Annotated in this window: 22 protein-coding genes; 14 read left to right on the top strand and 8 right to left on the bottom strand. The window is 42.5% G+C overall.

Going from position 1 to position 24,295, the window contains the following annotated elements:
• Positions 1-29 precede the first annotated feature (29 nt).
• The 3 genes from HMPREF1516_RS01045 (at position 30) to HMPREF1516_RS01030 (ending at position 4,590) form a co-directional block, all read left to right on the top strand.
• Positions 30-752: a pseudouridine synthase gene (locus HMPREF1516_RS01045; RefSeq protein WP_001234910.1), complete on the top strand. Its 723-nt coding sequence runs from the start codon at positions 30-32 to the stop codon at positions 750-752.
• Between the two features lie 110 nt (positions 753-862).
• Positions 863-2,197 (top strand): aminopeptidase C, encoded by a 1,335-nt coding sequence (pepC, locus tag HMPREF1516_RS01035; RefSeq protein ID WP_033605605.1) that lies wholly within the window; start codon positions 863-865, stop codon positions 2,195-2,197.
• 164 nt (positions 2,198-2,361) lie between these two features.
• Positions 2,362-4,590, top strand: a complete 2,229-nt coding sequence (locus tag HMPREF1516_RS01030; RefSeq protein ID WP_033605604.1) for an HAD-IC family P-type ATPase — start codon at positions 2,362-2,364, stop codon at positions 4,588-4,590.
• 59 nt (positions 4,591-4,649) lie between these two features.
• On the opposite strand, the gene HMPREF1516_RS01025 is transcribed toward HMPREF1516_RS01030, so the two are convergent.
• The 4 genes from HMPREF1516_RS01025 to HMPREF1516_RS01010 all read right to left on the bottom strand — a co-directional run bounded on the left by HMPREF1516_RS01025 (position 4,650) and on the right by HMPREF1516_RS01010 (position 8,545).
• Positions 4,650-5,561, bottom strand: a complete 912-nt coding sequence (locus tag HMPREF1516_RS01025) for a PTS system mannose/fructose/sorbose family transporter subunit IID (protein WP_000818313.1) — start codon at positions 5,559-5,561, stop codon at positions 4,650-4,652.
• 14 nt (positions 5,562-5,575) lie between these two features.
• The gene (locus HMPREF1516_RS01020) at positions 5,576-6,388 is read right to left on the bottom strand and encodes a PTS mannose/fructose/sorbose transporter subunit IIC (RefSeq protein WP_033605603.1); all 813 of its coding nucleotides are present in this window, start codon (positions 6,386-6,388) and stop codon (positions 5,576-5,578) included.
• A 74-nt stretch (positions 6,389-6,462) separates the two neighbouring features.
• Positions 6,463-7,452: a PTS sugar transporter subunit IIB gene (locus HMPREF1516_RS01015; protein WP_033605602.1), complete on the bottom strand. Its 990-nt coding sequence runs from the start codon at positions 7,450-7,452 to the stop codon at positions 6,463-6,465.
• 280 nt (positions 7,453-7,732) lie between these two features.
• Positions 7,733-8,545 carry a Cof-type HAD-IIB family hydrolase gene (locus HMPREF1516_RS01010; RefSeq protein ID WP_033605601.1) on the bottom strand — a complete coding sequence of 271 codons (813 nt, stop codon included), beginning with the start codon at positions 8,543-8,545 and terminating at the stop codon, positions 7,733-7,735.
• A gap of 186 nt (positions 8,546-8,731) precedes the next feature.
• On the opposite strand from HMPREF1516_RS01010, the gene HMPREF1516_RS01005 reads away from it, so the two are divergent.
• From HMPREF1516_RS01005 to HMPREF1516_RS00975, 7 genes are all read left to right on the top strand, one after another.
• On the top strand, positions 8,732-10,150 hold the full coding sequence (locus HMPREF1516_RS01005) for an NCS2 family permease (protein ID WP_033605600.1): 1,419 nt from the start codon (positions 8,732-8,734) through the stop codon (positions 10,148-10,150).
• A 52-nt stretch (positions 10,151-10,202) separates the two neighbouring features.
• Positions 10,203-10,910, top strand: a complete 708-nt coding sequence (locus HMPREF1516_RS01000; protein ID WP_033605599.1) for a CPBP family intramembrane glutamic endopeptidase — start codon at positions 10,203-10,205, stop codon at positions 10,908-10,910.
• A gap of 75 nt (positions 10,911-10,985) precedes the next feature.
• Positions 10,986-11,960, top strand: a complete 975-nt coding sequence (gene folP, locus HMPREF1516_RS00995) for a dihydropteroate synthase (protein ID WP_025169548.1) — start codon at positions 10,986-10,988, stop codon at positions 11,958-11,960.
• A gap of 1 nt (position 11,961) precedes the next feature.
• Complete coding sequence (locus tag HMPREF1516_RS00990; protein ID WP_033605598.1) at positions 11,962-13,263, top strand: bifunctional folylpolyglutamate synthase/dihydrofolate synthase; 1,302 nt, start codon at positions 11,962-11,964, stop codon at positions 13,261-13,263.
• Positions 13,264-13,266: 3 nt separating this feature from the next.
• Positions 13,267-13,821 carry a GTP cyclohydrolase I FolE gene (gene folE / locus HMPREF1516_RS00985; protein WP_000380916.1) on the top strand — a complete coding sequence of 185 codons (555 nt, stop codon included), beginning with the start codon at positions 13,267-13,269 and terminating at the stop codon, positions 13,819-13,821.
• A gap of 41 nt (positions 13,822-13,862) precedes the next feature.
• Complete coding sequence (gene folK / locus HMPREF1516_RS00980; protein WP_007522440.1) at positions 13,863-14,684, top strand: 2-amino-4-hydroxy-6-hydroxymethyldihydropteridine diphosphokinase; 822 nt, start codon at positions 13,863-13,865, stop codon at positions 14,682-14,684.
• Entirely contained in the window at positions 14,677-15,960 is a 1,284-nt protein-coding gene (locus HMPREF1516_RS00975) for a membrane protein (protein ID WP_033605597.1), read from the top strand. The genes folK and HMPREF1516_RS00975 overlap by 8 nt, the downstream gene beginning before the upstream one ends.
• 50 nt (positions 15,961-16,010) lie before the next feature.
• On the opposite strand, the gene HMPREF1516_RS00970 is transcribed toward HMPREF1516_RS00975, so the two are convergent.
• Positions 16,011-16,328: a DUF960 domain-containing protein gene (locus HMPREF1516_RS00970; RefSeq protein WP_033605596.1), complete on the bottom strand. Its 318-nt coding sequence runs from the start codon at positions 16,326-16,328 to the stop codon at positions 16,011-16,013.
• Between the two features lie 203 nt (positions 16,329-16,531).
• Here HMPREF1516_RS00970 and ccpA point away from each other — a divergent pair, with 203 nt between their 5' ends.
• Complete coding sequence (gene ccpA / locus HMPREF1516_RS00965; protein WP_001090635.1) at positions 16,532-17,542, top strand: catabolite control protein A; 1,011 nt, start codon at positions 16,532-16,534, stop codon at positions 17,540-17,542.
• A 53-nt stretch (positions 17,543-17,595) separates the two neighbouring features.
• On the opposite strand, the gene HMPREF1516_RS00960 is transcribed toward ccpA, so the two are convergent.
• Positions 17,596-18,558: an asparaginase gene (locus tag HMPREF1516_RS00960; RefSeq protein ID WP_007519608.1), complete on the bottom strand. Its 963-nt coding sequence runs from the start codon at positions 18,556-18,558 to the stop codon at positions 17,596-17,598.
• A 65-nt stretch (positions 18,559-18,623) separates the two neighbouring features.
• On the opposite strand from HMPREF1516_RS00960, the gene HMPREF1516_RS00955 reads away from it, so the two are divergent.
• Positions 18,624-20,018, top strand: a complete 1,395-nt coding sequence (locus tag HMPREF1516_RS00955; protein ID WP_033605595.1) for a Cof-type HAD-IIB family hydrolase — start codon at positions 18,624-18,626, stop codon at positions 20,016-20,018.
• Positions 20,019-20,050: 32 nt separating this feature from the next.
• Here HMPREF1516_RS00955 and HMPREF1516_RS00950 read toward each other — a convergent pair whose 3' ends face one another.
• On the bottom strand, positions 20,051-20,503 hold the full coding sequence (locus HMPREF1516_RS00950; protein WP_000079164.1) for a universal stress protein: 453 nt from the start codon (positions 20,501-20,503) through the stop codon (positions 20,051-20,053).
• Between the two features lie 244 nt (positions 20,504-20,747).
• On the opposite strand from HMPREF1516_RS00950, the gene HMPREF1516_RS00945 reads away from it, so the two are divergent.
• Positions 20,748-21,962, top strand: a complete 1,215-nt coding sequence (locus tag HMPREF1516_RS00945) for a pyridoxal phosphate-dependent aminotransferase (protein ID WP_033605594.1) — start codon at positions 20,748-20,750, stop codon at positions 21,960-21,962.
• Positions 21,963-22,106: 144 nt separating this feature from the next.
• Entirely contained in the window at positions 22,107-22,241 is a 135-nt protein-coding gene (rpmH, locus tag HMPREF1516_RS00940; RefSeq protein WP_000831902.1) for a 50S ribosomal protein L34, read from the top strand.
• 180 nt (positions 22,242-22,421) lie between these two features.
• Here rpmH and HMPREF1516_RS00935 read toward each other — a convergent pair whose 3' ends face one another.
• The gene (locus HMPREF1516_RS00935; protein WP_033605593.1) at positions 22,422-24,266 is read right to left on the bottom strand and encodes an APC family permease; all 1,845 of its coding nucleotides are present in this window, start codon (positions 24,264-24,266) and stop codon (positions 22,422-22,424) included.
• Positions 24,267-24,295: the final 29 nt, after the last annotated feature.

Genomic DNA, 24,295 nt, shown 5'->3' with positions numbered 1-24,295 from the left:
CCTCCTTTTGAGTATGATATAATAGTTCTATGAGATTAGATAAATTTTTAGTTGCCTGTGCTGTGGGGAGTCGGACAGAAGTCAAAAACTTGCTCAAGGCTGGGCGGGTGACGGTAAATGGTAAAAAAGAAAAGTCAGCTAAACTGCAGATCAATGAGGAAAGAGATGAGATTCGCTTTGATGGCCAAGTGCTGGAGTATGAAGAGTTTGTCTACTACATGATGAACAAGCCCCAAGGAGTCATTTCAGCGACTGAGGATTCTAAACACAGAACAGTGTTGGACTTGTTGGATGATATTGCTCGGACCAAGGAAGTTTTTCCAGTAGGGCGTTTGGATATTGACACGCATGGCCTCCTGCTTTTGACCAATGACGGTCAGCTTGCCCATGCTCTTCTTTCACCAAAACGTCATGTGGATAAGACCTATCTGGCACACGTCGAGGGAATTATGACCCAAGAAGATGTGGAGACATTTGTCAAGGGCATTCCGCTCAAGGATTTTACCTGCCAGCCAGCTAAGCTGGAGATTGTGTCGGTAGATTCAGTAAAGAATCAAAGTCTGGTTCGTGTGACCATTGCTGAAGGGAAGTTCCATCAAGTCAAGCGTATGGTGGCCTACTGTGGCAAGGAAGTGGTGGACTTACAACGTTTGACGATGGGAACTCTAGTCTTGGATGAGAACTTAGAACAAGGAGAATGGCGTCGTTTGACCAAGGAGGAGTTAGAAGTTCTCTTTGCAAGTATTGCTTAGTTTGGATTATGTTAGAAAAGGTGAGGAGAATGTCCTTGTCTTTTTAAGTTTTTCGGTTGCTTCATTTGTGAAAAGAGTTATAATAGACAGTAGAATAAAAGGAGGAATCTATGAACGCGATTCAAGAATCATTTACAGATAAATTATTTGCTAACTATGAAGCAAATGTCAAATACCAAGCGATTGAAAATGCTGCCAGCCACAACGGAATTTTTGCAGCCCTAGAACGTCGCCAAAGCCATGTAGACAATACACCTGTTTTCTCATTGGATTTGACCAAGGACAAGGTTACTAACCAGAAAGCCTCTGGTCGTTGCTGGATGTTTGCAGCTCTCAACACCTTCCGCCACAAACTCATCTCTCAATACAAACTGGAAAACTTTGAGTTGTCACAAGCCCACACTTTCTTCTGGGACAAGTACGAGAAATCCAACTGGTTCTTGGAGCAAGTCATTGCGACTGCAGATCAAGAATTGACGAGCCGTAAGGTTAGCTTCCTACTCCAAACTCCACAACAAGACGGTGGACAGTGGGATATGGTCGTGGCCCTCTTTGAAAAATATGGTGTCGTTCCTAAGTCAGTTTACCCTGAGTCTGTTTCATCTAGTAATAGCCGTGAGCTCAATGCAATTCTTAACAAATTGCTTCGCCAAGATGCCCAAATCTTGCGTGACTTGCTCGCTTCTGGTGCTGACCAAGCGACTGTTCAAGCTAAGAAAGAAGACCTCTTGCAAGAAATCTTTAACTTCCTTGCTATGTCACTAGGTCTTCCACCGCGTAAATTTGACTTTGCTTATCGCGATAAGGATGATAACTACCAAAGCGAAAAGGGTATCACGCCACAAGAGTTTTACAAGAAATATGTCAATCTTCCTCTAGAAGACTACGTTTCTGTTATCAATGCTCCAACTGCTGACAAGCCTTACGGTAAATCTTACACAGTTGAGATGTTGGGAAATGTGGTTGGTAGCCGTGCAGTTCGTTACATCAACGTACCAATGGAGCGCTTAAAAGAATTGGCGATTGCCCAAATGCAAACAGGAGAAACTGTTTGGTTTGGTTCAGATGTCGGCCAGCTCAGCAACCGCAAAGCTGGAATCCTTGCGACTGATGTTTATGACTTTGAATCAAGCATGGATATTCAACTGACTCAAGACAAGGCTGGACGTTTGGACTACAGCGAAAGTTTGATGACCCACGCCATGGTCTTGACAGGTGTGGACTTGGACGAAAATGGCAAGTCAACCAAGTGGAAAGTTGAAAACTCATGGGGAGACAAGGTCGGTGCAGATGGTTACTTTGTCGCCTCAGACGCTTGGATGGACGAATACACTTACCAAATCGTTGTCCGTAAAGAATTGCTGACAGCAGAAGAACAAGCTGCCTATGAAGCAGAACCAATCGTACTTGCACCATGGGATCCAATGGGAGCCTTGGCAGAATAAAGCATAAAGAAAAGAGGTTAGGGGAATCCTAGCCTCTTTTTAAGTTCTTCTTGAAGTGGCGATAGGTGATGCTTGCCAAGGGAGTTCTCCTTATTTTGAGTCTTTAAGTGACAGAGAAAAAGATATGTGTTACTATAGTAGTACAAAAGGATATCGGAGTAGAAATGAAGTATTTAAGCAGTCAAGACATCAAGGATCGTCAACGAAATATCAGCGACATTAAACCCTACAAAACAACCAAGGAAATCGTCGTTTCAAATATCTTTACCTTCTTTAATGCCATGAACCTGGCTCTGGCAGTTCTGGTAGCCACAACCTTGCGATTTGAGAACATGCTCTTTTTAGGTGTGATTGCTATCAATACAGCTATCGGGATTTTCCAAGAAGTGCGTTCAAAAAATGCTTTGGAAAAGCTAAGTTTGCTTGGTAAAAGTAAGTACAAGGTCAATCGAGATGGTCAAACGATCGAGATTGATCCAGAAGACATCGTTCTGGGGGAATATCTGCATCTCAATCTGGGAGATCAGGTACCTGTCGATGCAGAAGTGCTTGAAGGAACGATCGAAGTGGATGAGTCCTTGCTGACTGGTGAGAGTGATTCAGTCTTTAAAACAGCAGGTGACAAGCTGATGAGCGGAAGCAATGTCGTTAGCGGTACTTGTCTGGTCACGGCGACGGCGGTCGGACCCGATAGTTATATCAACAAACTCGCAAAATCCAGCAAGGAATTCAAAAAATACCCTTCTCAACTACGCGATTACATGGATAAGATTTTAAAAATCGTCTCGATCTTGCTGGTGCCAGTTGCCATTCTGCTCTATGTCAGAGGTTTTAGTCTAGGACGGTCTTATGTTGAAATTGTTTTAGGAAGTTCAGGTGCCTTGGTCGGCATGATTCCAGAGGGTTTGATTCTCTTGGTTAGTGTGTCCCTAGCAGTAGCAGCCATGAAGCTGGCTAAAAAGAAGGTTCTGGTACAGGAGCTATACTGTGTAGAGACCTTGGCGCGAGTAGATATTCTTTGTTTTGATAAGACGGGAACTATCACGACGGGGAATATGAAGGTCCAAGAAATGGATGCTAATGTAGCAGAGAAACTATCTTCTTATTTGGCTTATTTCGAAGATGAAAATGCAACTTCCCGAGCTCTGAAGACTTACTTAACCTGTGAGAAAAAGTGGGAAGTTCAAGAAGTCGGTGCATTTTCAAGTAAAAATAAGTATTCCTTTGTCCAAGTAAAAGAGGGTGGGACCTATTTCTTCGGAGCCTATGAGTTTCTAGGCTTTACCCAGCCGATGGATGCCTACTATGAACATCTAAAACAGCAAGGTTTTCGAATCTTAACACTCGCTCATAGCAGGGACCAGATTACGAGTCCAGCTAATGTGGAACTACTAGGCCACGTCGTTTTGTCAGATGAGATTAAGGACAATACCAAGGAAACCTTTGACTATTTCGAATCTCAAGGTGTTGAAGTGAAGATTATCAGTGGTGATAATCATGTGGCTGTATATGGGGTGGCTCGTAAGGCAGGTTTTAAGGAAGAAGCGCGGGCTATTGATATGACCAAGGTGAGCGATGATGACTTTGAAAGAGTGGTCTTGGAACACGAAATATTTGGACGTGTGACACCTGAACAGAAGCAAAAGATGGTATCTATTTTGCAAAATGCTGGTAAAACAGTTGCCATGAGTGGTGATGGAGTCAATGATGTTCTGGCTCTCAAGAAAGCAGATATTAGTTTTGCCATGAAGGGGGCTACGAGTGCAGCCAAAAGTGTATCCAATATTGTTTTTCTCACAGATGACTTTGCAGTATTTTATGATATCTTGATGGAAGGACGCCGGGTCATTAACAACATCCAAAAGGTAGCCTCTCTTTTTCTAACAAAGACCTTCTTCTCCATCGTTTTTGCCATTTTGAGTGTGGTATTTGGTTTGGAATTTGCCTTTATCCCCATTCAGTTTACAATCATTTCAGCCATTACGATTGGGATTCCATCCTTCTTCCTGACTTTTGAGTCCAATAAAGAAAAGGTTAGCACTCACTTTATGAGAGATATCCTAACCAACGCGGCGATTGGTGGTGGCGTTCTGGTTGCTAGTGTTCTTTTGACCAATTTCTTTATCACTGTCCCAGGTCAGGTCAAATTTATTTGCTTCCTCCTTGCCCTGATCAATGGTCTGTGTCTAGTTGCCAAGGTCAGCTTGCCTTTTAATCGATACAAGATGCTTTTGCTCACGTTTTTGAGCCTTGCAGCCCTTGTTGGTGTACTTGCCAATACTTTTATCCTACAGGGAGCTTTTGTGCCTTTAGAAGCCAAACAGCTACTCTATGTTGCCATACTAGCAGTGGTGATTGGGTGCTTTCATTATCTTACTAGGAGAAAAAGTTGATACATAAAAAGAATCAGGTTTAATCCTGATTCTTTTTTGTTTATATATTCTCACCGAGATTACATGATACCGAAGAAACGAGCTGCGATACCAACTGCAAAGAGGGCAAGGATGATTGTGATTGGAGATACTTTTTTCTTAAGCAACCACATGCAAAGGAAAGTAAGGAGAAGTCCCATCAATCCTGGAATCAATGAGTCCAACTGACCTTGAAGCGTTTGTGGTTGAACTCTATCTAGGCTCATACCACTAAGCGCTTGACCAAGAATGCCCTTCAACTCAGCTCCTGTAACAGGACCTTCTGGGAAGTTGATGTAGGCACCTTCTGACAATTGTTTGCCTGGAAGGTTGATAGTGAAGTTGATGGATACCCAACGTTGTACAAGAACGGCAAGGATGAACATACCAAGGATAGAAGCACCTTTAGTGATGTCTTTCAAGATACCACCAGACATGTCTTTAGTGATCTCAGATCCAGCTTTGTAACCGAACTCTTGTGTATACCATAGGAAGGCCATACGGATAGCATTCCATCCAAAGAAGAAGAGAAGGGGACCAACAATGTTACCAGATGCAGCAAGTGATGCACCAAGGGCTCCAAGGATAGGACGAACTGTAAACCAGAATACTGGGTCACCGATACCAGCAAGAGGTCCCATCATACCGATTTTAACCCCTTGGATAGCCGCGTCATCGATTTCTACACCGTTAGCGCGCTCTTCTTCAAGTGCAAGAGTAACCCCCATGATAGGAGCAGCTACGTATGGGTGAGTGTTGAAGAACTCAAGGTGACGCTCAAGAGCAGCCGCTTGGTCTTCTTTTTTAGTGTATAATTTTTTGATAGCTGGGATTAATGAGTAAGCCCAACCCAAGTTTTGCATACGTTCGTAGTTCCAAGAACCTTGAAGGAATTGTGAACGCCACCAAACTTTTTGACGATCTGATTTTGATAATTGAATTTTTTCAGCCATGATTGTTCCCCTTTCTAGTAGTCTTCTAGGATATCACCGATTGGGTCGTTAGAAGTCGCAGCTCCGCCGCCACCGTTTCCACCTTGTTTTGTAAGGTTAAGGTAGATGAAGGCAAGGGCAACACCGATGACACCAAGGGCAATCAAAGTCAATTGAGAGATAGCTGCAAGAGCAAAACCGATAGCGAAGAATGGCCATACTTCACGAGTTGCCATCATGTTGATAACCATAGCGTAACCAACGGCAACGACCATAGCACCACCGACAGCCATACCACCGTTCAACCAGTCTGGCATCAAACCAAGAGCGTCTTGAACAGCAGAAGCTGGGATAGCGATAAGGAAGGCTGCAGGGATAGCGATACGAAGACCTTGAAGAACAAGGGCAAAGTAGTGAGCGCGTTCAACAGCCGCAATGTTTCCTTCTTTTGCAGCTGCGTCAGCTGAGTGAACCAAGGCAACTGAGATTGTACGAACAATCATTGTCAAGAAAAGTCCAGCTACAGCAAGAGGGATAGCTGTGGCTGTTGCGACGGCGATACCTTCAGTAGTAAAGTTACCACCTTTGATCAAGATGATCGCTGCAGCAACAGATGCAAGAGCAGCGTCAGGAGCTACGGCAGCTCCGATGTTAGCCCAACCAAGGGCGATCATTTGAAGAGATCCACCAAGCATAACACCTGCTTCAAGGTTACCTGTTACAAGTCCGATAAGGGTACATGCGACGATTGGTTGATGGAATTGGAATTGGTCGAGGATACCTTCAAGACCTGCAAGGAAGGCAACAACTACAACCAAGATAGCAGAAATGATTGAAATATCTGACATGGTTTTATTCCTTTTCTATTTAGTTTTAATAAAGTATTTAATCCTGTTTTCAAAAATGATAAAACAGATTAAAATTATTGAACGTTTGCTTTCTTAATCAAGTCAAACAAATCTTTTTTCGTGTCGTTTGGTACTTTACGTACATCAAATTCAACACCGAGGTCACGCATTTTTTCAAATGTTGCAACATCATCTTTGTCCATAGACAAGACGTTGTTGATCATTGTTTTACCTGTTGAGTGGGCCATAGAACCAACGTTAAGGGTTTTGATTGGCACGCCGCCTTCGATGGCACGAAGGGCATCTTGAGGTGTTTCAAACAAGATAAGAGCATGTGTGTTACCAAAACGAGGATCTTTTGCAACTTCAATCAATTTTTTGATTGGTACAACGTTCGCTTTTACTCCGTTAGGAGCAGCTTGCTTGATCAATTCTTTACGCAACTCGTCGTTTGCAACGTTATCTGAAGCAACGATAATACGGTCTGCTTTTGAATCTGGTGTCCAAGCAGTTGCGACTTGTCCATGAAGAAGACGTGTGTCAAGACGAGCAAGATTGATTTTCAATTTACCGTCTCCGATAACAGTTCCTTCTGGAATAGCAGCTTGGGCAACTGGAGCAGCCACAGCACTAGCCCCTTCCTCAACTGGGTTAAGCTCTTCTGGAAGAGCTTTGATGCCATCTTTGGCTTCTTTAATGATATTCGTAGCGACTTTATCCACACCTGCAGTAGCGTCCATAAGGCGCTCAGTGTAGGCTTGAATCAACATCGGCAAGTTAAGCCCTGTGATGATGGCAAACTTACGCTCAGGATTTTCTCCCATCACGCGGCTAGCTTGGTTGAACGGAGATCCACTCCAAAGGTCAGCCAATACTAGAACCTCATCTTCTGCGTCAAATGCAGCCACAGCGTTGTTGAATTTAGCGTAAAGATCATCTGGACCTTCATTTGGCATAAAGGTTACAACTTGAACCTTTTCTTGTTCACCAAAGATCATAGATCCTGACTGATGAATACCCGCAGCAAATTCGCCGTGGCTCGCAATAATGATTCCGATACTCATTATTGTCATTCCTCCTTTTAAAATGTTTGACTTATAGGTTTCCTAAAAAACCTCAGACGTACCTAGTATAAATCGTTTTCATATAAAAATCAACTACTTTTTCGAAAATTGTAAAAGTTTTCAATGAAAATAGGCTTACAAAATGTTAATATATAAATAATTTCAAAAAATATATGAAAATAGCAATAGAAAATTTAATATAAAAATACTGAAAATGAGTGGCCTTCATGAAAATAGAATGAAAATAAAAGGAAAGATTGCAGGATAGCAATCCTCCTTTTTATAGGAATAAATTTTGTAAAGCGTGGGCTACCCCGTCTTCTTCGTTGGTCAGAGGAAGTTGTTCGTCTGCATATGGAAGGAGAGCAGGATTGGCGTTTTTCATAGCATATCCCTTGCCTGCAAATGCCAACATTTCGGTGTCATTATGCTCATCACCAAAGGCGATTAAGTCTTTTTTATCACGATTCATCACATTGAGCAAGTACTCTAGAGCAAAGGCTTTGTTTACCCCCTTGGGAGTACACTCGAGGATGTTGAGGGGGCCACCCCAGGTATTGATAGCTAGTTGGTGCTGATAAAAACGATTCATCTCGTCCGCTAGAGCGTATTTGTCTTCAACCCTTGTTTGCAAGAGAATGCAGTTAGGATTCTTGGTTACTCGTTCAGGCTTGAATTGATTTTCCGGTTGGAAGTTCTCTACGCCAAATAGTTTAGGGTCCGCAATTTCTTCATTTGGAGCTGTAATGTAAAATTTCTTACGGTATTCTCCTGCAATAAAGTCGGCCTGAATATCCTCTTTACGTTTGACCATATCTAGGAGATATTTTTTGTCCAAGGTTAAGCATCTTTCGTGCTCCCAAGCCTGTCCTGGTAGATGGGTGAGGGAACCATTAAAGTTAATCATAGGGGTTTCAAGTTCAAGTTGGTCATAAAACTCTTTAGCCATACGGTAAGGGCGGCCTGTCGTGATGATAACATGGTGTCCCTTTTCAGTAATTTTTTTGATTGTCTTTTTGGTAAAATCGGAGAGCTTGCTTTCACTATTAAGCAGGGTTCCGTCCAAATCGACTGCGATAATTTTTTTAGTCATATAAACCTTCCTAGTAGATTCCAGATAAGATGTCTTCTATTATATCAAAAAGAAAGAAGAAAAACAGACTCAAAACAAAAAATAAAAATTTCATTTTATTAAATAAATCAAACAAACATATTGAAAAGGTGAATGATAAATGATATAATACTCATATTGTTCGTAAAAAACAAAAGGAGATTTATGATGGACAAACTATTTAAACTAAAAGAGCACGGGACAGATGTCCGTACAGAGGTGCTTGCTGGTTTAACAACATTCTTTGCAATGAGTTATATTCTCTTTGTAAACCCTCAAATGCTTTCCCAAACGGGTATGCCTGTTCAAGGTGTGTTCTTGGCAACGATTATCGGTTCTGTAGTCGGTACTTTGATGATGGCTTTCTATGCTAATTTGCCGTACGCACAAGCACCAGGTATGGGACTCAATGCCTTCTTTACCTTTACAGTCGTATTTGGACTTGGTTATTCATGGCAAGAGGCCTTGGCTATGGTCTTCATTTGTGGAATTATTTCATTGATTATTACCTTGACAAATGTTCGTAAAATGATCATCGAATCTATTCCAACAACACTTCGTTCAGCTATTTCGGCTGGTATTGGTGTTTTCCTTGCCTATGTTGGGATTAAGAATGCCGGTCTCTTGAAATTCTCAATCGATCCAGGTACTTATACGGTAGCAGGTGAAGGAGCAGACAAGGCTCAAGCTGCACTTACAGCAAATTCAGCAGCCGTACCAGGTTTGGTAGACTTCAATACTCCAGCAGTATTGGTAGCTCTTGCAGGTCTGGCTATTACCATCTTCTTTGTTGTTAAAGGCATCAAAGGTGGAATCATTCTTTCTATTTTAACAACGACTGTCCTTGCCATTGCTGTTGGTGTTGTGAATTTGTCAGGGATTGACTTTGCTAGCAATAATCTTTCATCAGCGATTAATGATCTAGGAACTTTGTTTGGTGCTGCTCTTGGTTCAGAAGGTTTAGGATCTTTGATTTCAAACACTTCGCGTTTACCAGAAACCTTGATGGCTATTCTTGCCTTCTCACTAACGGATATTTTTGATACAATCGGTACTCTTATCGGTACTGGTGAAAAAGTTGGTATCGTTGCGACAAGTGGAGAAAACCATGAGTCCGCTAAATTGGACAAGGCTCTATACTCTGATTTGGTAGCAACTTCGGTAGGTGCCATTGCAGGTACTTCAAACGTAACAACTTATATTGAGTCAGCAGCAGGTATTGGTGCTGGTGGACGTACAGGTTTGACAGCTCTAGTAGTTGCTATCTGTTTCGCCCTATCTAGCTTCTTTAGCCCACTTCTTGCGATTGTTCCTTCAGCAGCAACAGCACCAATTTTGATTATCGTCGGAATTATGATGCTGTCTAATCTTAAAAATATTCCTTGGGATGATATGTCAGAAGCAGTTCCTGCCTTCTTTACATCTATCTTCATGGGATTCAGCTACTCAATCACTCAAGGGATTGCAGTTGGTTTCTTGACATACACCTTGACAAAACTTGTCAAAGGTCAAGCCAAGGATGTGCACGTAATGATTTGGATTTTGGATGCCTTGTTTATCCTTAACTATATCAGTATGGCGCTATAAATGGTATAATTAAAAAGGGGAGTCTCCCCTTTTTCTTATAAGGAGGTACATCATGAAAGATAAGACGATTTGGCAAGAGGTTTTGAACAGAGGGAAATGGGTGCTCATCCTTTTGGTAGCTTTTGTTCTATCTCAATTTCCCATAGGACTTGCTTTGTTTTTAGCAAACAAACAGTTTCCGATTTTACAGTCAGGTCTCTTAGTAGGTGCTCTATCCATAGTCGTTTTGATTGTATTCATTATTGGTGCACGAAAAACACAACTTGCTACTTTTAATCTATCCTTTTTTAAGGCAAAAGACTTGGCTCGCTTGGTACTGAGTTATCTAGTGATTTTTGCGACAAATCTCTTGGGTTCACTCCTGCTTCGACTAACAAATGAGGCAACAACCAATAACCAATCAATACTGAATGGTTTGGTTCAGAATAGTTCCTTGATTTCAACTTTCTTTCTACTAGTCTTGATTGCGCCGATTTGTGAAGAAATTTTGTGTCGTGGAATTATTCCCCAAAAGATCTTCCGTGGAAAAGAAAAACTTGGCTTTGTTGTTGGTGCAATCGTCTTTGCCTTGCTCCATATGCCAACCAATTTACCTTCTGTGATTATTTATGGAGGAATGTCAACGGTTTTGACTTGGACAGCCTATAAGACTGAGCGTTTGGAGATGTCCATTTTACTTCATATGATTCTCAATGGTATTGCATTTTGTTTGTTGGCCTTATTGGTATTGATTAGTAGAAATCTAGGCCTATCATTCTAAGCCATTGACCTACTTGGAAAAGATGAATACTAGCGTGTCCATCTTTTTCTTTTTATGGTAAAATAGAGAGATAATATGGTAAAGAACCTTAAGGGAGTAACCGTTATGTCCAATAAAGTCAACCACGTAAAAACAGCCATTTGCGGCATTATCAATGTAACCCCAGACTCCTTTTCGGATGGTGGTCAATTTTTTGCTCTTGACCAGGCTCTTCAGCAAGCCCGTAAATTGATAGCAGAAGGAGCGAGCATGCTAGATATCGGTGGAGAATCGACTCGGCCGGGCAGTAGCTATGTTGAGATAGAAGAGGAAATCCAGCGTGTTGTTCCAGTGATTAAAGCTATCCGTGAGAAAAGTGATGTTCTCATTTCCATCGATACTTGGAAAAGTCAGGTAGCAGAAGAAGCTCTAAAGGCTGGTGCCAATATAGTCAATGATATTACAGGTCTCATGGGTGATGAGAAGATGGCGGAGGTGGTTGCGAAAGCAGAAGCTCAAGTAGTCATCATGTTTAATCCGGTTATGGCACGCCCTCAGCACCCTAGTTCGCTTATATTCCCTCATTTTGGCTTTGGAGAGCCTTTTACCAAGGAAGAATTGGCTGACTTTGAACAACTACCAGTAGAAGAGTTGATGACAGCTTTCTTCGACCGCGCTCTAGCGAGAGCGGAGGAAGCTGGAATTGCAAGAGAAAACATTTTGCTGGATCCAGGGATTGGCTTTGGTCTCACCAAGAAGGAAAATCTACTCCTTCTACGGGACCTTGATAAATTACACCAGCAAGGATATCCGATCTTTCTTGGAGTTTCGCGTAAGCGGTTTGTCATTAATATCCTGGAAGAAAATGGCTTTGAAGTCAATCCGGAAACTGAAGAAGGTTTCCGAAATCGGGACATAGCTTCGGCACATGTAACCAGTATCGCTGCAAGACAAGGTGTAGAAGTAGTGCGCGTGCACGATGTAGCCAGTCACAGGATGGCGGTTGAAATTGCGTCAGCTATTCGATTGGCAGATGATGCAGAAAATCTAGATTTAAAACAATATAAATAAGATGAACGAAATTCAAAACAATCAATGGATTGCCCACTACCGGACGGACCAACCGCATTTTGGCTTGGAACGCATGGTAGAACTCCTAGCTCTGCGAGGCAATCCCCATCTCAAACTCAAGGTCATCCATATCGGAGGGACCAACGGCAAGGGGTCTACCATTGCTTTTTTGAAAAAGATGCTGGAAAAGCTAGGACTGAGAGTTGGGGTGTTCAGCTCGCCCTATCTCATTCATTATACGGATCAGATTAGCATTAATGGGGAATCCATTCCCGAGGCTAGGCTAGAAGCCCTCATGGCAGACTATCAGTCTTTGCTTGAGGGAGAATCGGCTGACAATTTGCAGGGAACAACTGAGTTTGAGATTATCACAGCTTTAGCTTATGATTACTTTGCCTCAGAGCTAGTAGATGTGGCTATCATGGAAGTCGGCATGGGTGGCCTTCTGGATAGTACCAATGTTTGCCAGCCCATTTTAACAGGCATCACAACCATTGGACTGGATCATGTAGCCCTACTTGGTGACACCTTGGAAGCCATAGCAGAGCAGAAAGCTGGTATTATCAAACAAGGTATTCCTTTGGTGACAGGTCGCATTGCTCCAGAAGCCTTGGCTGTTATCGACCATATGGCAGAAGTTAAACATGCACCGAGACTTGTCTATGGGAGTGATTATCAAGTCAGTCATCAAGAAAGTGTGGTGACAGGCGAAATCTTTGACTATACTAGTTCTGTCAGACAAGGTTGCTTTCAAACAGGTCTGATTGGTTTACATCAGATCGAGAATGCGGGGATGGCGCTTGCCCTCCTAGACACTTATTGCCAGGAGACTGGGCGAGAATTTGCAAGTAATGCCTTGGTTGCTCAAGCTCTTGAGGAAACCAGTTGGCCGGGGCGTTTGGAGGTCGTGTCTAGTGACCCCTTGTTGCTTTTGGATGGAGCCCACAATCCCCATGCTATCAAGGCTTTATTGGCAACCTTGCAAGAACGCTTTGCGGATTATCATAAGGAAATCCTCTTTACGTGTATTAAAACCAAGGCCTTGAATGATATGCTGGATTTACTAGAGACGATGCCAGATAGTCAATTGACTTTAACCCATTTTGACGATAGTCGGGCGACGGATGAAAGCGTGCTGAAAGAGACAGCCAAGTCTAGAAATCTTAATTACCAAAGTTGGCAGGATGTTCTAGAGCAGAAATTGACAGATAAAAATGAAGAGAAAAAAACAGTTAGGATTGTCACGGGTTCCTTGTATTTCTTGAGCCAAGTGAGAGCCTACCTAATGGAGAGGAATAACTAGAGAATGGATACACAAAAAATTGAAGCAGCTGTAAAAATGATTATCGAGGCTGTAGGAGAGGACGCTAATCGTGAGGGCTTGCAGGAAACGCCTGCTCGTGTAGCTCGTATGTACCAAGAAATTTTTTCAGGTCTTGGCCAAACTGCGGAGGAACATTTGTCAAAATCCTTTGAGATTATCGACGATAATATGGTGGTGGAGAAGGATATCTTTTTCCACACCATGTGTGAACACCACTTCTTGCCCTTCTATGGGAGAGCGCACATTGCCTATATTCCAGATGGACGTGTGGCAGGTTTGTCCAAGCTAGCCCGTACAGTTGAAGTTTATTCTAAAAAACCACAGATTCAAGAACGGTTGAATATTGAAGTAGCTGATGCCTTGATGGACTATCTAGGGGCTAAGGGAGCCTTTGTTGTCATTGAGGCCGAGCATATGTGTATGAGCATGCGTGGTGTCAGAAAACCAGGCACTGCAACTTTGACGACCGTAGCCCGTGGCCTATTTGAAACAGATAAGGATCTCCGAGATCAGGCTTATCGTCTTATGGGACTATAAAAGAATCCGCTGCGTGCGGATTTTTCTAGAAAGGACTAGTTATGGATCAACTGCAGATTAAAGATTTGGAAATTTTTGCCTATCATGGTCTTTTTCCTAGTGAGAAGGAATTGGGACAAAAGTTTGTTATTTCCGCAAGCTTATCCTATGATATGACCAAGGCGGCGACTGAGTTAGATTTGGCTTCTTCTGTCCACTATGGAGAACTTTGCCAACAGTGGACGACTTGGTTTCAGGAAAGCGCTGAGGATTTGATTGAAACGGTAGCCTACAAACTAGTAGAGCGTACCTTTGAGGCTTATCCTCTTGTTCAAGAAATTAAGCTGGAACTCAAAAAACCTTGGGCTCCAGTCCACTTACCACTTGATACCTGCTCAGTAACCATCCACCGTCGCAAGCAACGGGCCTTTATCGGCCTAGGAAGCAATATGGGCGATAAGCAAGCAAACTTGGAACAAGCTATTGACAAACTGCGAGCTCGCGGCATCCATATTCTCAAAGAATCCAGTGTTTTGACGACGGAACCTTGGGGCGGTGTGGAGCAAGATAGTTTTGCTAATCAGGTGATTGAAGTAGAAACCTGGCTACCAGCACCAGTCTTGTTAGAGACCCTATTAAGCATTGAGTCAGAGATGGGACGGGTTCGAGAAGTGCATTGGGGCCCTCGTTTGATTGATTTGGACTTGCTCTTTGTGGAGGACCAGGTCATTTATACAGACGACCTCATCTTACCTCACCCTTATGTAGCAGAACGTCTCTTTGTCCTTGACTCTCTGCAAGAAATAGCTCCCCATTTTATCCATCCAATCTTAAAACAACCAATTCGATACTTAGTTGACCAGTTGGAGCAAGGAAATGCCTAAACTTTCTGATACCTATAGCAAGTGGAAGAGCATTGGGGAGGGACTGCTTGCTATTGTTTTAGGGCTTCTCCTGATTTGTTTTGGACAAGTTATTCCGCGGGTGGGGTACCAGTTGCTGATGGGCTACTTTTCCTTGTCAGCAGTTTGGCACTTGTTGACTCGCTGGTTTCAGGATAAAAAACGTCGGGAAAACATCTTTGTAACCTTGGCCAAGCTGGTGGTTGCGGCTCTCGTGTTTGACTCTATCATTTTGCAAGACCTTGCCCTCTATCTCCTAGTCTTTGTCATTGCGAGCTACCAGCTGTTTACGGGCGGCATTAGTCTTGTGACCTGGTCTCTCTATCGAAAAAATGCCATTCATCCTCGGCTCCATCATCTCGTCGATGCTGTATGGATGATAGGATTCGGTCTTTATAGCATCTCTCCTTTTCACGATGCAGCGAATTTTGAATTGCTCTTGCTTGGGTTTTACTTGCTCATGCTAGGGGCTAGTAGCCTTCGGGACGGTTTCTTTTTTGAAAAGATAGAAAACAATCCCAAGCTGAAGCGGCATATGCGAATGACCCTGCCGATCTTTGTGACGGCTCTGATCCCTATCAGTACCTTGCGAAAACTAAATGAGTGGCTGGCAAATCATGAAAGCCAAGAAGGGGAAGTTCATTTGGAAAGAAAAAACGATCAGACGGTTGATCTGGAAATTTTTGTCCATACCTCAGAAACCTCTTTCTTTCTTGCTATGGGACATGTAGATATTTGTTATCAAGGGAAGGTTATTTCCTATGGTTCCTATGATCCCCACTCGGAGCGTTTATTTGGTATGGTTGGAGACGGTGTTTTGTTTAAGGCCAATCGGGAAAAATACATCGAGCTTTGTAAGAGGGAAAGTCAGAAGACCTTGTTTGCTTATGGTCTGAGTTTGACGGACCAACAGAAAGCAGCCATCCAAGCGCGTTTAGCAGAGATAGAAGATCTGTTAATTCCTTGGGAACCAAGCTCGCAGTTGATGAAAAGAAGAGAGGGCGAGGTCAAGCATACCTACTCCTACCAACTGAAAGAGGAAGCGGATGCGACCCTCTATAAATTCAGCTCATCCGAGTTTAAGACCTACTTTGTTCTCAGTACCAATTGTGTTTTGCTGGCAGACTCTATCGTGGGAAAAGCTGGGACTGATATATTGAGTCCCCAAGGTTTCATTGTGCCAGGGACTTATCAGGATTACCTTGACTTAGAGTATACAAAACCAAACGGTCTAGTTGTTAGTCGATCCATTTATTAGAAAAAGAAAACTCTAGTTCCTCAGCAGTTTGCGCTGAGAAGCTAGAGTTTTTAAAATAGGTCATTTTCTTCTGGAAGGAGGATGGTTTCTCTGCCGTCTAGGTCTAAAACAAGGACCCTAGGAGGATAAAGCGGGTCGAAAGGATGATTGAAATCAAAATCAATACTAGTCGGAAGGTGCTGACTAGAAAAATAGAAGGTGATGGTCCCCTTATTGTTGAGCAGTTGAAACTCAAGTTCTTCTTCTAATTCAAAGACGTTTTTCAGGAAATGATCGATAATATACCATAAAGAGTCAATGACATCGTCAGGCAGGCTGGTCACAACACCAAAACTAGCAGAACGTCTCTGAGTATTTGTAAAAGCCATGTTTTCCTCCCTCTTTATTTTCCTTATCATACAGCAAAATGTCTTAAAAATCAAGAAATCCTACTTGCTTTTTCAAAATGGGAATAAACTGTGAAATTTTTTCAAAGTTTCTCCTAAAAATACTTGAAAGTGTTTACAATAAGTGATAAAATGGAGTAAGTAGATGCGTGAAAGCGAAATTTTCATTATAGAAAGGAAACGGAATGAACACAGATGATACAGTAACGATTTATGACGTTGCCCGTGAAGCAGGAGTTTCAATGGCAACGGTTAGCCGTGTCGTTAATGGCAACAAGAATGTTAAAGAGAACACTCGAAAAAAAGTCCTAGAAGTGATTGATCGCTTGGACTATCGCCCAAATGCGGTAGCACGTGGTTTGGCTAGCAAGAAAACAACGACAGTCGGAGTTGTGATTCCTAACATTACCAATGGTTATTTCTCAACGCTTGCTAAGGGGATTGACGACATTGCTGAAATGTACAAGTATAACATTGTCCTAGCAAATAGTGATGAGGATGATGAAAAGGAAGTTTCAGTGGTTAACACTCTCTTTTCAAAACAAGTCGATGGGATTATCTTTATGGGCTATCACTTGACTGAAAAGATTCGTTCAGAGTTTTCTCGTTCACGGACACCGGTTGTTCTTGCTGGTACTGTGGATGTAGAACATCAACTTCCAAGTGTAAATATCGACTACAAACAAGCAACGATTGATGCTGTGAGCTATCTTCTCAAAGAAAATGAGAAAATTGCTTTTGTGAGTGGACCACTTGTCGATGATATCAATGGCAAGGTTCGTTTGATCGGTTACAAGGAAGCCTTGAAAAAAGCTGGACATTCTTATAGCGAGGGTTTGGTCTTTGAATCAAAATACAGCTATGACGATGGCTATGCCTTGGCAGAACGCTTGATTTCATCACAAGCTACAGCCGCAGTTGTAACAGGCGATGAATTGGCAGCAGGTGTCCTAAATGGTTTGGCTGACCACGGTGTGTCTGTACCAGAAGAGTTTGAAATCATCACGACAGATGACTCTCAGATTGCACGATTCACTCGTCCAAACTTGACGACTATTGCCCAACCTCTTTATGACTTAGGTGCTATCAGCATGCGTATGTTGACGAAGATTATGCACAAGGAAGAGTTGGAAGAACGTGAAGTTCTCTTGCCTCATGGTTTGACAGAACGCCGCTCTACACGAAAACGTAAATAGAAAACATCAGGGAATCGCGAAGATTTCCTGATTTTGTGTTCTAGAGAAGAGGATTAGCCTTCCATATAGTCTTTTAAGGCTTGTCCTTTTAGTCCAGCATTAAGGGCAATTAATAATTTGAGGCGAGCTTTTTGAGCGTTGAGTTCTTTGACAAAGAAAACACCCGCTCGTTGCAACTGCACCCCTCCACCCTGGTAGGCGTAGACAGGTTCAGCAATACCATTAAAACAACGTGAGACCAAGGCGACTGGGATTCCTTTTTGCAGGAGATTTTCCAACTTTTGAGCTGTTTCTTTGGGAACATTGCCTGCTCCAAAGGCCTGAATGACTAAGCCATCCAGCTGTTCCAAGTCCAACATATCGATCAGCTCGTCTGTCATACCTGCATAGGCTGAGATGATGGGAACTAGACCTTGAATATGCTCGAGATCAAACCGGACACGAGGTTCAGCTGTTTTGAAGTAGAGGATTTCTTGCTTCATGATAAGGCCAAGTGGTCCATGTGTTGGGGTTTGAAAGGTGCTGACGTTGGTCGTATGAGTTTTGGTAACATACTTGGCTGCATGGATCTCGTCGTTCATGACGACCAGCACACCCTTGTCGGCTGCTTTATCATCACTGGCAACTCTCAGAGCGCTCAGATAGTTATATACACCGTCGCTACCAAGTTCGTTTGAACTACGCATGGCCCCTGTTAGAACGATGGGGATGGGCGGGATTTTCATGGTATCAAGGAAGTAAGCTGTTTCTTCTAAGGTATCTGTACCATGTGTGATGACAACTCCATCGTAGTTATCAGCTTCCTCTTTGATTTTATGATAGAGTGCAAGCATATGCTTGGGTTTGATATGAGGGCTTGGAAGATTAAAAAAGTCTAGGGCATGAACCTCAATCCCTTCAAGTGGATTGGAAACATGGTTCATGGGATTGTCCTGACTAGTTACAACGGCTCCAGTGGCGTCTGCTTGCATGGAAATAGTCCCACCTGTATGTAAAACAAGGATTTTCTTAGGCATGATTTAGTCACTCTTTCTGAAATGTGGTATAATCATTGTAACACAAAAGGGGAGAATGGGATAGGATGGAAGTCAAAGCTGTTTTTTTTGATATCGATGGAACGCTAGTCAACGATCGCAAGAGTGTTTTGAAATCCACTAAGGACGCGATTAAGATTGTCAAAGAGCAAGGAGTGCTTGTTGGAGTGGCGACAGGACGAGGGCCGTTTTTTGTCAAGGAATTGATGGAAGACTTGGACTTGGATTTTGCGGTGACCTACAATGGCCAATACATTTTTAATAAAGAAAAGGTACTCTTTGCAAGTCCGATTGCTAAGTCAAGCCTGCGTCAACTGATTGCTTATGCTAAAAAGGAGCGTAAAGAAATCGCTCTTGGAACCGAGCATGCCGTTGTTGGTTCGAAAATTATGTCATTTGGTCTCGGCTCCTTTTCTCAACTGGTTAGTCGTTTTATTCCGACTGTTCTGACAAGAACTGTTAGCCGATCCTTTAATCGAATGGTCAGCAAGGCAGTTCCTCAAAAGGAAGACGACCTGCTTAACTTGATTAATCAGCCCATTTACCAAGTTTTGATGCTGATGACGCCAGAGGAATCTGAGAAAGCTGCAAGTGATTTTGAAGATTTGAAATTAACTCGAAGCAATCCTTTTGCAGCAGATATCATTAACCAAGGAAATTCTAAACTAGAAGGCATTCGCCGAGTCGGGAAAGAATATGGTTTTGATCTCAATCAAGTCATGGCCTTTGGTGATTCAGATAACGACCTGGAAATGTTGGCGGGTGTTGGTATGTCGGTTGCTATGGGAAATGGCAGTAGCAGTGCCAAAGAGGTTGCTAAACACATTACAGCAAGCAATCAACAAGATGGCATCCACAAGGCGCTTGAGCACTTTGGCGTTTTAGCTTCAGAAAAAGTGTTTGTCAGTCGGGACTACCACTTTAATAAAGTCAAGACCTTCCACCACATGATGGATGAACGAACTCAGGAAGAGCCACAGGCATGGGATGCCGAAGGTGCAACCCACCGCGCAGACTTTAAAATTGAAGAATTAGTAGAGTTTGTCCGCGCTGCAAGTTCTTCAGAGGAAGAATTTCAAGACTCCCTTGCAAGCATGCATGAGGCACTTGATAAGGCGGCAGAGAAAGTGGCGAAAAAGACACCTGCTAAGCAAAATCTGGTCGGTCAAGTGGATGCTTTGATCGACACACTGTATTTCACGTACGGCAGTTTTGTTTTGATGGGAGTGGATCCAGAACGCATTTTTGATATTGTCCATGAAGCAAATATGGGGAAGGTCTTCCCTGATGGAAAAGCTCATTTTGACCCAGTTACGCACAAGATTTTAAAACCGGATGACTGGGAAGAAAAATATGCTCCAGAACCTGCCATTAAACAGGAGCTACAACGTCAGCTTAAGGCTTATGAGCGACATAAAGAAAGAAATAGAAATAATAAGTAACAAAAAGGAGCTCTAGGCTCCTTTTTTAATAATTATAATGTTTTTTCACTTTCTCTTACGACCAGCAAATCGACTTTTGCATGGCGGAGAATATATTCAGATGAAGAACCGACTAAGAGGCGTTCAAAGGCATTGAGACCTGTAGCACCAACTAAAATCAAGTCAACATTTTCTGCGTCCGGAATCGTCCGAGCGAGGAGAGTTTTGGGATTTCCCATTTCGATGACGATGTGGATATCCGTTAAACCAGCATCTTTTGCACGCTTTTCATACTCTTTCATCATACTTTCAGCGTCGGCTTGGAGTTCTTCGTAAACTTCAGCATCAAAGGTAGATACGCTTTGAAGAGCGCGTGTGTCAATAACATGGACAATGGTGAGCTTGGATTCATTGCGTAGAGCAGTGTAAACACCTTTGACGAAAGCCAAGTCCGCTTCTTTAGAACCATCAATTGCGACCATAACATTTTGGTAACGTTGTGCCATAATGAAACCTCCTGAAATTTTCTTACTTTTATTGTAACCCTTTTCACTAAAGAAGTAAAGTAAAAATCATATTTTAAACCATATTGTTGGTCATAGACTTAGTGCGTATATAGAAATAAAAGAAAAGAGAATTGGTGAGAATTCCCATTGTCCATTTTTTCTTTTACTTCCTTGTTTATGGAAGCTTGTCGCAGCGACTTTCTAGTGGTATAATGTTACTATCCTGACGAATTGAGGAAAAAAGATGAAAGAATTTAACAAATCTAGCAAGCTAGAGCATGTTGCTTATGATATCCGTGGTCCTGTTTTAGAAGAAGCCATGCGTATGCGAGCAAATGGAGAAAAGATTTTACGTCTGAATACAGGGAATCCAGCAGAATTTGGCTTTACAGCGCCAGATGAGGTCATTCATGATTTGATTATGAATGCGCGTGATAGCGAAGGTTACTCTGATTCTAAAGGGATTTTCTCAGCCCGTAAGGCTATCATGCAGTATTGCCAACTGAAGAAATTCCCAAATGTGGATATTGATGATATTTACCTTGGAAATGGTGTCAGTGAGCTGATTGTCATGTCCATGCAGGGGCTTTTGGACAATGGAGATGAGGTCTTGGTACCTATGCCAGACTATCCTCTCTGGACAGCGGCTGTCAGCCTAGCTGGGGGAAATGCCGTCCACTATATCTGTGATGAAGCTGCAGAATGGTACCCTGATATTGACGATATTAAGTCAAAAATTACTTCCAATACCAAGGCAATCGTTCTTATTAATCCGAACAACCCAACTGGAGCCCTTTATCCTAAGGAACTCTTGTTGGAGATTATTGAGATTGCTCGTCAAAACGATTTGATCATCTTTGCAGATGAGATTTATGACCGCATGGTGATGGATGGGCATGTGCATACGCCTGTAGCGAGCTTGGCACCAGATGTTTTCTGTGTCAGCATGAATGGTCTTTCAAAATCTCACCGTATCGCTGGTTTCCGTATAGGATGGATGGTCTTATCTGGACCTAAGACACATGTCAAGGGCTATATTGAAGGTCTCAATATGCTATCCAATATGCGTCTTTGCTCTAATGTTTTGGCCCAGCAAGTCGTACAAACATCACTGGGTGGGCACCAGTCAGTGGATGAATTGCTCCTTCCTGGTGGACGGATCTACGAGCAAAGAAATTTCATTTACAATGCTATTCAAGATATTCCAGGTTTGTCTGCGGTCAAGCCGAAGGCGGGTCTTTATATCTTCCCTAAAATCGACCGCAATATGTATCGCATTGATGATGATGAACAGTTTGTCCTCAATTTCTTGAAGCAAGAGAAGGTTCTCTTGGTTCATGGTCGCGGTTTTAACTGGCAAGAACCAGACCATTTCCGTATTGTTTATCTTCCTCGTGTGGATGAATTAGCACAAATCCAAGAAAAGATGACTCGTTTCTTGAAACAGTATCGTAGATAGGGCTTACATGAGAAAAAGCTGGAAACATTTGCCTAGAGCTATTGACAAAAGTATCAGAATCAGATAGAATAGTAAAGTATGTTTAGTAACTGATCACTTTATAGCCGGCTAAACGAATACAAAATCTATGAGGAGGTATTCATCGTGAAACGTACTTATCAACCAAGTAAAATTCGTCGTGCGCGCAAACACGGATTCCGTAACCGTATGTCAACTAAAAACGGTCGTCGCGTATTGGCAGCTCGTCGTCGTAAAGGACGCAAAGTTTTGGCTGCATAATCCAAACAAATTCAGCAAAGAAGTCAGTAGGAACTCGAGTCTACTGGCTTTTGTTTTTATCTTAAAGGGTGCATTGTCCACGAAATCGGTCATTTCAGATGAAAATCATGGGGGCTCATTTAAAAGGTCACATACAAAAAACTCAAAACCAGATATAAGTTACTGATTTTGAGTTTTTGTTTATTCTTTTAAGTGATAAGAGTAGCTAGCGACAACGACGTCTTCGTGCCATCTGAGAGCGTATTTTAGTTTGAGGCTCATTTGATTGTGCAGGATATTTTGCCAAGGCTTGTTAGGGATAAACTGTGGGACAAGGACTGTAACGGTATAGTTTTTTTGCTTAGCTTCTTGGGCGATTCGTTTGACATACTTAACGCTAGGGGTGATGATGTCGCGGTAGCTGGTATTGATATTCTTCAGAGTGATATTTGGGAAGTAATCGGCAAATTCCTGGAGGATTTCTTGGTCTTTTTCGGCCGTTTCTTTAGTAGAAATGTGCATGGCCAACACTTCATCACCGATACTTTGAGCGTAGTTAATGGCTCCGACACTTACTCGAGTAACATTTCCTACTAGGACAAGGACAAGGTTACCGTCATAAGTGCGCTTTTCAATTCCTTCGTAGAGTCGTAGTTGTTTAGCCACTTTTTGGTAATGGTTGTGAATGGACAAAAAGAGGAAGGTTAAAACTAGGATAATTGGGAAGAATGGCCAGATATCTCCCAGCCTGAAGAGGAGTAAAATGAGGACAATAGTATAACAAATGATGGCCCCAAGGATATTAGCAAAGGCAGATTTTAAGAAGTTTGCTCCTTTTTCCTTTTTCCAATGGCGAATCATCCCAGTCTGAGAAAGGGCAAAGGGAACGAAGACCCCGATAGTATAAAGAGGAATCAAACGTTCAGTATTCCCATTAAAAATAAGAAGAAGGATCATAGCTCCAAAAGCCAGAGTTAAGATACCGTTGGAGTAGCCAAGGCGATCCCCTTTTTCCATAAAGAGATGGGGCATGTATTTGTTTTTGGCCATATTGTAGGACAGCATAGGGAAGGCTGAAAAGCCAGTATTTGCAGCTACAGCTAGAATTAAGGCTGTCGAAAACTGGAAGAGATAGTAGCTAGCATGACCAAAGAATGAATCACCAAGAATGCCCTTGGCCATTTGCGAGAGGATGGTTTCTCCGTGTTGAGGCGTGATACCCATCCAGTAGTTTAGGAAGGTAATGCCTGCAAAAAGAAATCCTAAAATCAGCGACATGATGGTCAAAGTCTGAGCAGCATTCTTTTCTTTCGGAGTTTTAAAAAATGGTACCGCATTTGAAATAGCTTCAACCCCTGTCAGAGAGGCAGAGCCGCTGGTAAAGGCTCTCAATAGGAGAACGATGGAAAGGCTTGGAACGGTTTGTCCAATGGTTGAAGTTGCCTGATAGTTTAGGGAACCTGTAAATAGTTGAAAGAACCCATAAAGTAAGAGAAAGACGGTACTGAAGATAAAGAGGTAGACGGGAATCATCAGAGAGCTGGCAGATTCTTTCAATCCTCTTAAATTCAAGAGCATGAGCAGGCAGACTAGGAAAATAGAGATATGAAGATTGTAGGGATGGAGGGCAGGTATGGCTGCTGTAATAGCATCAGCTCCAGAAGCAACGGATACGGCTACTGTCAGCATATAGTCAACAAGGAGGCTACCTCCTGCAATCAAGCCTAGTTCAGGGGAGAGATTTTCCCGAGTGACCATATAAGCCCCACCACCTTGAGGATAGGCGTGAATAATTTGACGATAGGAAATGGTCAAGCTAGCGAGGAGTAAGAGGACAAAAATACCGATAGGGAGGCTCCACCAAATAGCGAGAGGAGAGAGACTAACTAAAACGAGAATGACTTGTTCAGGTCCATAGGCAATAGAAGACAGGGCATCACTGGATAACATTGCAAGTGCCTGCATTTTTCCAAGTAATCCCCCTTCGCCGTCTGTGAGAGACTTGAGTGGTCGACCGATAAAGGTATATTTTAATTTTCTAAACATTTTCTTTTCCTTTGATGAAAATTTCAATA

The sequence above is a fragment of the Streptococcus sp. CM6 genome (assembly GCF_000526095.1).
GTDB classification, from domain to species: Bacteria; Bacillota; Bacilli; order Lactobacillales; family Streptococcaceae; genus Streptococcus; species Streptococcus oralis_BW.
This window is presented reverse-complemented; position numbering and strand designations above follow the sequence as displayed.